The sequence below is a fragment of the Rhodococcus sp. P3_B8 genome, from assembly GCF_056402775.1.
The window spans coordinates 1-8,943 of record NZ_JBFUGT010000269.1; the positions used below are offsets into that span (position 1 = coordinate 1).

Below are 8,943 nucleotides of genomic sequence, written 5' to 3' on the forward strand. Positions count from 1 at the left end.
GTCTGTGTTCCTGTGCATGGGTGCTGAGCAGGCGTTTCACGTGGCGGGTGGGCGTGCGACGGAAAGTGATGGTTGACACAGACCCTAGTTGCTGTAGATCATCTACAGGAACTCTTACTGAGTCAGGAAAGGATTGTGGTGCTATGAGTAAGTACCGGGTTATCGACACTGATACCCACCTCATCGAGCCGGCGGATCTGTGGACCGAGCGCCTGCCGAAGGCATGGGGCACGGACGTTCTGCACGTCAAGTGGGATGAGAAGAGTCAGTCGGATCTGTGGTTCTTCGGCGATCAACCGCTCAAGGGCGCGTGGACGTGGGCGAACTGGAACTGGAAGAACTTCAACTCCGAACTGCACGACGGTAGCGGCCCCACCCGCCTCGACGAAGCCCATCCGGCCACCTACGACGTCGACGAGCGCGTGAAGTTCATGGACGACCAGGGCTTCGAGATGCAGGTGCTGTACCCGAACCTCGCCGGATTCGACTGGAAGCCGTTCGTGCAGCACCCGAACCGGAACCTGGCGATTGCGCACCTGGCCGCCTACAACGACTTCCAGCTCGAATGGGTGGCCAAGTACCCGGGCCGGTTCATCCCCATGATGGTGATCCCGTACTGGGATGTCGCGGCGTCGGTCGCGGAGATCGAACGCCTCGCGGACTCCGGCTTCGGCGGCATCGTGACCACCGGTGCACCGCACGAGCACGGTCAGGCGCCCCTGGGCAGCCGTAAGTGGGATCCGCTGTGGAAGGCATGCGAGGAGGCGGGCCTGTCGGTCAGCTTCCACACCGCCAGCGGCGACTTCCGCGAGATGCTCAAGCACGACGACGACGACGGGCTGGTCGGCGGTGTTCGAGTCGCCGCCGACGGACCCCACATCTACCTCGCCAACGCCGTCATCGTCAGCGACCTGCTCGTGTCCGGAATCCTCGCCCGGTTCCCGACCCTGCAGTTCGTCTCCGTGGAAAGCGGAATCGGCTGGGCCCCCTTCGTTCTCGACGCCCTTGACAAACGATTCCAGAAGAACGGCGTGTTCCGCTCGCACCCCGAGTTCGGTGACATGCTGCCCAGCGACTTCTTCAAACGGCAGGTATCGCTGAACTTCTGGTTCGAACAGCTCGACGACTACCACATCGAAACGCTCTCGCTCAAGCCGCTGATGTTCGAGACCGACTTCCCCCACCCCACCAGCTTCCACCGGCCCACTCTCGAGGAAAACATCGAACTCGTCCTCGGCCGCCAGCCCGAAGAGGTCCGCCGCGCTGTCCTGTGGGACAACGCCGCCCGCCTCTACGGCAAGGCCATGGAGAAGCAGGGTGTCAACCCGAGCCAAACCGTCGCCGGCGTGACTGGCTAACCACACCCCGCACCACCAAGAAGAGCCGGGCGCTCTGGGGCACTCCACCCGCACCCGACGGTGCCCCAGAGCGCCCACCCCACCACCGGAACGTCGGCCCGTGCCAGCCCCAGCGGGAATTGTGTTTATCCGTGCGTTGATCGGCGACTGCTGCTCGCCGTCCGAGAGCGAGGAGAACTGTCACCATGATCCTGAGACGTAACCACCTATTGGGCATCTTACGAGATGGTCGAATCGCACTGGGCTGCAGTATAAATGAAGCGCGCGACCCTGGCATGGTGTACACAATGGCCGCTGCGGGCGCGGACACCGTATTCATCGACCAAGAACACAATCTCCACAACACCGAGACGGTCTTCGACTTGGTCGCACACGCCCACGCGGCGGGAATCACTCCGTTGGTCAGGCCACCTCAAATCGATTATGCCTGGATCACCCGTCTGCTGGATGGTGGATGTCAGTCCTTACTGATTCCGCATGTGCGGCATCCGTCCGAGGTCGAGCACCTTATCGACCTGGCGTTCTATCACCCAGGCGGTCGACGTGGCATCGCCTTGGTCGGCGGAGCGGGGGTGAACTATCAGGAGGTCACCAGCGCGACAGACGCCATGCGCTGGGCCAACGAGAATCTGCTGATCGCATTGATTATCGAAACCCCCGAAGCGGTCGAGGCGTTGGACGAGCTTCTCCTTCCTGGCGTCGGGCTGGCTTTGGTTGGGCACGGGGACCTTGCCCAACTCTATGGCGTGCCCGGAGATTCGCGACACCGCCTTGTGCTCGAGGCGCAGGAACGGGTGCGCTCACTCTGCGCCGAACGTGGAATCGCATACGGCGTGTTCCAGTCGAACCCCCATCTCATTGCCGACGAGGTTGCACTGGGAGCGCAGTTGATCGTCCATGGTGGGGTCTTTTCCTTTATCCGCAAATCGGTGGGGGACTTCCGTAGGACTGTCGACGAAGCACTGACCGCGGACTCGACGTCGGAACTGGTTCAGCCATCCGGCGGACCTTCAATGCACCGTTGAATATCAGAGTGTGGAGTTCGAGGTAATACCGATGACCAACGAAGTCGTAATCGTGGAGGCAGTGCGATCACCGCTGACCCAGCGGCAGTTGTACGGCAGAATCCACTGTGAGCTTGCGGCGGAAAAGCTGTTGGACGTCACTGTCAACGGCCTACTGCAACGAGCCAAGATCGATGAGGACGAGATCACCACCGTCGTGACGGTGGGCGATGAGGCGGCGTCGCGCCGCCATGCCGAATCGTGGCGAACAGTATTCCACCAGATCGATCTGCATGAGTCGATATCAACAGCCGCTGCAATGAAATTGGCCAGCGATGCGATCAAAGACGAGCCGCGACGGATCGTGTTGGTCGTGGGGGCGACCAACGGGCATTCTCGCCACGAGACGGGGGCGTCCACTGATCGCCCGACGCCGCAGAAAGCGGACCTGCGGCGCGTCACGCAAGAGAACCAAAGCGAATACGTATCGGCGTCGTACCGCCGCGCCCGCGAATGCGCACTGTCCGGCGATTTTCGACGCGAGATCATCCCCCTCGAACTCCACCTCGATCACGAGATGACCGAGTTCATCGCGAGCGATGAGCTCAGGCAGGTGTGCGAGCCGGCCGGCGCCCATCGCCTTGCCCCCATGCCAGCCGCTTTGCCGGTTTCGAATGGTGGAGCGAGTCACGATTGTCAGCTATCCCTTCACAGAGCTCATTCCGCGAGAGGCGCTGGCGCACTGGTGCTCACCGGCGCCAGACGCGCCGACGAACTGGGACTCCACCCCCGCGGGCGCCTGGTAGGAGCCGAGACGTTGTTCGACACGCCACTCACGGGTGTATCCGTCTCCCACCTCGAGTCGGTGCGCTCGTATCTTCGGTCCATGGGGGTACCACTCAACCGGATCGATCAATTCGAAGTTCCGGAAGAGGTGGCGGTGACACCGCTGATCTGGCTCGAGGAGTTCGGACTCAACACGTACATGCTCAATCCGAGGGGCGGAGCGTTGGCCTTGGGTTATCTGGCCGAAATCGAAGGCATCCGGTGTTTGACAACCATGCTCAGCGCGCTGGAGGACACAGGCGGAACCTACGGTCTTGTTGCCACGTCGGGGCTCGACGGATCCGGCCTATTGCTCGTGGAATGCCTAAATAGTCCCTGACCACGAGCATGGATAAAATCAGCGCAGTGTCATATGCTCCGCAACGGCGCGGCTCGTGACTCGGGAAGCATCCACGACTATTCCGGAATTTTTCGATCACACAAACCTCGGGTTATTCAAGGTATCGAATTCGGTAACAGTGGTCCCCGGAAGTATTTCCTCGAACAGATTTATTCGTAGTAGAAGTGTAGGCCATCACCGATTTCGAATTCGACTATATAAAAGTGGTGAAGAAATGAAGGCAATGGTAATCGCTCGACAATCGAGTAGTCCTGGACTCGCACTGGTCGATGTGGCCCCCGCCGAGCTCGGAGACAAGCAGGTACGCGTCGCAGTGCGTGCGGCTTCCGTGAACCGCGCCGACCTGGCCCAGCTCGCCGGAACGCATACCTCCATCGGTGGTGTACCGCAGGCGCAGGTGGTGGGGCTCGACGCGGCAGGCGAGATCGTCGAAGTCGGTCCCGGTGTAACCGATTACGCGAGAGGAGACCGCGTGATGGCGATGGTGGCCGGCGGTCTGGCGCAAGAGATCGTCGTGGATGCCTCGATGCTCATCCCGATTCCGACGAACTGGAGCTACATCGAAGGAGCTGCGGCGGTACTTGGCTTCATGACAGCCCACAACGCGCTGGTGACCACCGCGCGAATGGCCGACGGCGAATCGGTTGCGATCCACGCGGCGACATCGGGTGTGGGCATGCAGGCAGTCCAGCTGGCGCGCTACTTCGGAGCCGGACTCATTGTCGGTACCACGCGTTCGGACCGAGGCAGCGCGCTACTTGACGCCCTTGGCGTCGACGAAGTGATCAACACCGGTTCGACCGACTTCGCCGCGCGTGCATCGGAGGTCACCCAAGGCAGCGGTATCGATATCGTTCTCGATCATGTGGGTGGAAGCTACCTTTCGATGAACATCCAGGCCGCGGCGGTGAAGGGCCGGATCGTAGGGGTCGGGCGCCTGGGGGGAGCCGAGGGGCTTCTCGATATGGAGGCGCTCGCGTTCAAACGGCTCGAGTTGGTCGGCGTGACGTTCCGCACCAGGACTACCCAGGAAAAGGCCGAGATCGTGCACGCGCTGCGGCGAGATATTGCACCATTTCGCCCGGATGCCGCCCACCGCGATATCCACGAATCGCTCCGCCCGGTCATCGCGCGAGTCCTGCCATGGAACGAAGCGGAGCAGGCATATCAATTGATGTCCGGTAATGAAATGCTCGGCAAGATCGTGCTGGAAGTTGGTTGAAAAGTGCATGCCGACGTGTTCGACGTAAAAGGAATGACTGGTTTCAAGCCCGTGCAAGGTATGGATGGACGTGCTGTCTTCGGCTCACATATGCAATTGACCTATGTGACCTTCGAGCCCGGTACGGTTGTGCCCGTCCACTCGCATCCCCAGGAACAGATCGGGTTGCTCCTCCACGGCACCGCGACGCTATTGCTCGATACCGGTGAGGTGCAATTGACCGAGTTGTCCAGCTACGTGGTGCCAGGCGAGGTTCGACACGGTCTGATGGTCGGCTGGGAAGGTGCTGTGTTCGTCGAGGCGTTCTATCCCCTTCGGCAGGATTATGTTGATGCCGCCCGCGGTAAGGACGTAGTGCCGTTCCAGTGAGCTAAGTCAGGGCCTCCAATGACCTGAGGACGCTCCGCTGCGCACATGTCGTGCAGTGAGTGAACTCGAGGCGAAGGAAGGGAGCACGGGGGCTGGTCCACCGCTCGCCGTTGGCCGAAGTTTGCTGCGTCGGCATTGTGCCTGGCAAGTCAAGGACGAGAATGGCGGGGGTGGCGATCATGTTGCCCTGTAGCGCGCCCCGTGGAGAGGGATAGTGCCAGGACGTCGCTGATCTCAGCGCTCGAGATAGCCCCCTCCCGGAGGATTACCGGCTGTCTCGAGGTGGAGAGATCCACGATGGTGGAGGGTAGATCACCGGTCATGCCGCCGTCGAGATAGACGCTGACGGCCGCGCCGAGATATCTGCGAGCCTGCTCGACAGTGGTCGCCGGCGGACGTCCCGTCTGGTTGGCGCTCGACTGCGCGATCGGGCCTGCCTCGAGCAGTTCGAGGGCGACCGGATGCAGGGGCATCCGGACCATTATTGTTCCCCGTGTCCGCCCGAGGTCGCAGGTCAGATGCGGCGCGGCCCGCAGGACCAACGACAGAGCGCCGGGCCAGAATGCTTGGATCAGATGGTGCGCCGGCAACGGCACGGACGCCACCAGGTCGTCCAGAGATGCCGGGCTACCGACCAGGACGGAGGCGGGCTTGTCACCACTGCGTTGTTTCGCAGACAACAACGCGTGCACGGCCTCTCGGTTGAAGGCGTCTGAACCGACCGCGTATAGGGTGTCGGTGGGAAATACGACCAGGCGACCCGATCGGAGCGCGTCACCGGCGTGGAAGAGGCCGGTCTTCCTGATCTCGGGGGAGTGGCAGTCATATACGGTCATCGTCGGCTCGTTCCGAAATCACGAATTTTTTTGGCTGATCCGGTAGTCGACGTGCTGTAGCACTGTCCGCGGTCACCGTCGATGGCTCATCACCGCTGACGTTGCGCGGTGTCCGTCCGTGCCGACAGTTCTACCGACAGGAGACGCTGACTGACCTCGATCAATCGATCTTCGCGACACGCCGCGGCAACGATGAATTTTCTCAACGCACTGCGGGCGTTGACCAACTCCCAGAACATGACATCAGTAGGAGCGTCCACAGGGGAGAGCTTCGCGTACTGCGTCATCAATTCATCGATGCCCATCGCAGGCACGTCGCGAAGATCCGCGAGGAACCGATTCCGGTCCATTGCTTTCCCGGTGATGCCTGACCGTGGTGTCCCTGACAGGAACGTCATTCCCGCTGATAGCGACTCGGATGCGTATGGGACGACTCGTCGCGCCATGATGACACCCGCGGTTCTCGCAAGGGCATGGGCAATCGCCGCGATTTCTCGGCCGGTCATCATCAGACGCTCGCACTCAGGAGTGCGCCCGGGGAGAGGGTGGGGTCGCCCTTCTTCCAGTTGCAGGCGCACTGCTGGTCGGACTGCAGGGCGCCGAGCACTCGGAGAATTTTCACGCGCCACTTTCCGGGGTAGTCGTCGCTGGTGAGGGTGGTGAAGTAGTTGTCGGGCCGTTGGGCGTCGACCGTCGAGAGGTGGCGGCCGGTGACGGCGGTCAGGTTGTAGGCGGGAAGCTGATCGCTGGTGGTCAGCAGGGCCATCGGGTTCCTTCCTCAGGGTTTGGGTCGCCGGGCTCAGCCGACTTGATCGCCCGGCTCGACCGTTGTGAGATCGGGCGTTGGCGGTTGAGCGTCTCGCGGGGTACGTCGGGGACTGTTCCAGAACACGGATGTGTGGCTGGCCGCCGCTGTCGCGCCCGCGATCAAGGTGGCCAACGCCGCTTTGCCACCGCGGAATCGTCCGAGCCGGAGACGACGATCAAGACTGAGCATGCCCGCGGGGAGACTGACGAGCGCCACGCATCCGGCGGCAAGGCCCCCTGCGTACTCATACCCCTCGGCCGTGATGAAAAAACCATTGGGGGCGTGCACGGTTCGGATCGCCACACCCATCGTGCCGATCACCGCTGCCGCTGCCACTGGGGTCATGCTCCCCGCGATGAGGGCGCTTCCCGAGAGGATTTCGACGCCGGCACTGGTGGCTGCCTGAAACTTGGGATCGCGGAATCCGATCGATTCGAACCAACGCGTCGTGCCGTCGAGCGAGCGAGCGTGTTTTACTCCGTGTGCGACCATGGTCGCCCCGATAGTCGTTCTCAGTAATAGTTCAGCGACGTCAACGCCACCGAATCCGCGTTTCTGCCTGCCTCGATCCGACTCAACTAGCATAGATACCCCTGGGTTGTACTGTTCCACCTCGGCGCGCCGACCTTCGAGGATCTCGGTGAGACGCGACGGGCAAGACCTTGTTGTTTTGACGATGAACCGGCCATGGTTGAGATCACGCGTATGTTCAGCCGCGCTTACGCATTTTTTCCACAGCTTTCACCAAATCGCAGGTATCCGTCGTGGCTCTAGACCCCTGTCAGGGCGAAGAATTCCTGGCGTGATCGCGGATCGTCGCGCAACGATCCCGACAGCGCTGAGGTGACGGTGGTAGAGCCGATGGCGCGTATACCGCGCATCGACATACAGCTGTGCTCGGCTTCGATCACGACCCCCACACCCTTCGGCCCGAGTCTTGTTGTCAAGCAATCCGCGACTTGCTTCGTGAGTCGCTCTTGCACCTGTGGCCGGCGGGCGAAGAAGTCGACGATCCGGGCAAGTTTCGACAGGCCGAGGACGCGTTCACCCGGCAGGTATCCCACATGCGCGACACCACTGAACGGCAACAGGTGGTGTTCACACACCGAACGAACCGGAATGGATTTGGCCACCACCAACTCGTCATACCCTTCATCGTTCGGAAAGGTCGTCAACTCGAAGGAGTTCGGGGTGAAGAGATCAAGGTAAGCCCGTGCCATCCTGCCGGGTGTATTTCGTACCCCGCTGGTGTCGGTATCGATCCCGAGCGCGTCCAGGAACGCCCGCGCAGCGGACTCCGCAGCGGCTAGGTCTGCGTTCCGCGGATCACGTGTACCGGCCGCCCCGCCGTATACCAGCAAATCGAACGACCGCGTCGAGCTACTGTCGCCTGCGCTCCTTGTCGCTGTCACGAGGGGTTTACGCGGAGAGCGGGGACAGGGTTGGGATCGCGGAACCAGTCCGTCGGTTGATGTGATTCCCACTTCGGGTTGTCTTTGTCGAAGGTTGCAATCTCGAGGGGGATCCCGTCCGGGTCGTAAAAGTAGAGGGACTCCACCCAGGCCTCGTAGTCACGGGCGATGATCTTGCTCGTCTTGACACCACAGGCTTGGAGGTGGTCCTGGAACCACACCATGTCTTCGTGGCTGTCGACGTTGAAGGCCACATGATCGAACTTCCGCGGAGTCCATTGGTTTTCCGGAACACCGGGCCACAACCATTCGGCACTGACCGAGGGCTCTGCGGTGGTGGGTGCATCGCTGATACCGGGTCCACCCACCACAATGAGCGACAGTAAGTTCCCGTTCCCCATGTCCAGGAAGGTGTTTTTCAGGATCTGGTATCCGCGTCCGGGCGCCGGGTAGTCGGCGGTGGTGCGAACAACGGTCAACCCCAGAATGTCGCGGTAGAACCGGACACTGGCGTCCATGTCACTGACGATGAGTTGCAGGTGATTGACACCGGCGAGCCGGCCTGTCGCAGCACCAGCCTGCGTCAGAATTGCCGGTTTAGTTTCCGTTGCTTCGGTGGCCATTTACGCTTCCTTACTACTTTTCGAGTAGGTCGCTCGACGCAGTCCGCAGGAGCTCGAGGAACCGTCTCGGGGTGGTGGGGTGGGCGCTCTGGGGCACCGTCGGGTGCGGGTGGAGTGCCCCAGAG

The 8,943-nt window shown here is 61.6% G+C and carries 11 protein-coding genes; 5 read left to right on the forward strand and 6 right to left on the reverse strand.

Translation table 11 applies throughout. From position 1 onward, the window contains the following. Positions 1 to 143 precede the first annotated feature (143 nt). From AC1D1G_RS36660 to AC1D1G_RS36680, 5 genes are all read left to right on the forward strand, one after another. Positions 144 to 1,358: an amidohydrolase family protein gene (locus tag AC1D1G_RS36660; RefSeq protein WP_169695835.1), complete on the forward strand. Its 1,215-nt coding sequence runs from the start codon at positions 144 to 146 to the stop codon at positions 1,356 to 1,358. 275 nt (positions 1,359 to 1,633) lie between these two features. Beyond that, the gene (locus tag AC1D1G_RS36665; protein ID WP_477955976.1) at positions 1,634 to 2,383 is read left to right on the forward strand and encodes an HpcH/HpaI aldolase family protein; all 750 of its coding nucleotides are present in this window, start codon (positions 1,634 to 1,636) and stop codon (positions 2,381 to 2,383) included. A 31-nt stretch (positions 2,384 to 2,414) separates the two neighbouring features. Then, the gene (locus AC1D1G_RS36670; RefSeq protein ID WP_477955965.1) at positions 2,415 to 3,527 is read left to right on the forward strand and encodes a beta-ketoacyl-[acyl-carrier-protein] synthase family protein; all 1,113 of its coding nucleotides are present in this window, start codon (positions 2,415 to 2,417) and stop codon (positions 3,525 to 3,527) included. 235 nt (positions 3,528 to 3,762) lie between these two features. Further along, complete coding sequence (locus AC1D1G_RS36675; RefSeq protein ID WP_477955967.1) at positions 3,763 to 4,770, forward strand: zinc-binding dehydrogenase; 1,008 nt, start codon at positions 3,763 to 3,765, stop codon at positions 4,768 to 4,770. 3 nt (positions 4,771 to 4,773) lie between these two features. After that, positions 4,774 to 5,139 (forward strand): cupin domain-containing protein, encoded by a 366-nt coding sequence (locus AC1D1G_RS36680; protein WP_477955968.1) that lies wholly within the window; start codon positions 4,774 to 4,776, stop codon positions 5,137 to 5,139. A 149-nt stretch (positions 5,140 to 5,288) separates the two neighbouring features. Here the strand turns inward: AC1D1G_RS36680 and AC1D1G_RS36685 are convergent, their stop codons facing one another. The 6 genes from AC1D1G_RS36685 to AC1D1G_RS36710 form a co-directional block, all read right to left on the reverse strand. Further along, positions 5,289 to 5,975, reverse strand: a complete 687-nt coding sequence (locus AC1D1G_RS36685) for an L-threonylcarbamoyladenylate synthase (RefSeq protein WP_477955969.1) — start codon at positions 5,973 to 5,975, stop codon at positions 5,289 to 5,291. 89 nt (positions 5,976 to 6,064) lie between these two features. After that, positions 6,065 to 6,280 carry a hypothetical protein gene (locus AC1D1G_RS36690; protein WP_477955971.1) on the reverse strand — a complete coding sequence of 72 codons (216 nt, stop codon included), beginning with the start codon at positions 6,278 to 6,280 and terminating at the stop codon, positions 6,065 to 6,067. A 203-nt stretch (positions 6,281 to 6,483) separates the two neighbouring features. Next, positions 6,484 to 6,741: an alkyl hydroperoxide reductase gene (locus AC1D1G_RS36695; RefSeq protein WP_477955972.1), complete on the reverse strand. Its 258-nt coding sequence runs from the start codon at positions 6,739 to 6,741 to the stop codon at positions 6,484 to 6,486. A gap of 33 nt (positions 6,742 to 6,774) precedes the next feature. Further along, the gene (locus tag AC1D1G_RS36700; RefSeq protein ID WP_477955977.1) at positions 6,775 to 7,368 is read right to left on the reverse strand and encodes a DoxX family protein; all 594 of its coding nucleotides are present in this window, start codon (positions 7,366 to 7,368) and stop codon (positions 6,775 to 6,777) included. Positions 7,369 to 7,553: 185 nt separating this feature from the next. Further along, on the reverse strand, positions 7,554 to 8,144 hold the full coding sequence (folE, locus tag AC1D1G_RS36705; protein ID WP_169695912.1) for a GTP cyclohydrolase I FolE: 591 nt from the start codon (positions 8,142 to 8,144) through the stop codon (positions 7,554 to 7,556). Between the two features lie 47 nt (positions 8,145 to 8,191). Further along, positions 8,192 to 8,818 carry a VOC family protein gene (locus tag AC1D1G_RS36710; protein ID WP_477955974.1) on the reverse strand — a complete coding sequence of 209 codons (627 nt, stop codon included), beginning with the start codon at positions 8,816 to 8,818 and terminating at the stop codon, positions 8,192 to 8,194. Positions 8,819 to 8,943: the final 125 nt, after the last annotated feature.

What these genes read in the sequence shown, in the direction of transcription:
- AC1D1G_RS36660 (WP_169695835.1), top strand. Translation starts at nt 144, where the DNA reads ATGAGTAAGTACCGGGTTATCGACACTGATACCCACCTCATCGAGCCG.
- AC1D1G_RS36665 (WP_477955976.1), top strand. Translation starts at nt 1,634, where the DNA reads ATGGTGTACACAATGGCCGCTGCGGGCGCGGACACCGTATTCATCGAC.
- AC1D1G_RS36670 (WP_477955965.1), top strand. Translation starts at nt 2,415, where the DNA reads ATGACCAACGAAGTCGTAATCGTGGAGGCAGTGCGATCACCGCTGACC.
- AC1D1G_RS36675 (WP_477955967.1), top strand. Translation starts at nt 3,763, where the DNA reads ATGAAGGCAATGGTAATCGCTCGACAATCGAGTAGTCCTGGACTCGCA.
- AC1D1G_RS36685 (WP_477955969.1), bottom strand. Translation starts at nt 5,975, where the DNA reads ATGACCGTATATGACTGCCACTCCCCCGAGATCAGGAAGACCGGCCTC.
- AC1D1G_RS36690 (WP_477955971.1), bottom strand. Translation starts at nt 6,280, where the DNA reads ATGGGCATCGATGAATTGATGACGCAGTACGCGAAGCTCTCCCCTGTG.
- AC1D1G_RS36695 (WP_477955972.1), bottom strand. Translation starts at nt 6,741, where the DNA reads ATGGCCCTGCTGACCACCAGCGATCAGCTTCCCGCCTACAACCTGACC.
- AC1D1G_RS36700 (WP_477955977.1), bottom strand. Translation starts at nt 7,368, where the DNA reads ATGCTAGTTGAGTCGGATCGAGGCAGGCAGAAACGCGGATTCGGTGGC.
- AC1D1G_RS36710 (WP_477955974.1), bottom strand. Translation starts at nt 8,818, where the DNA reads ATGGCCACCGAAGCAACGGAAACTAAACCGGCAATTCTGACGCAGGCT.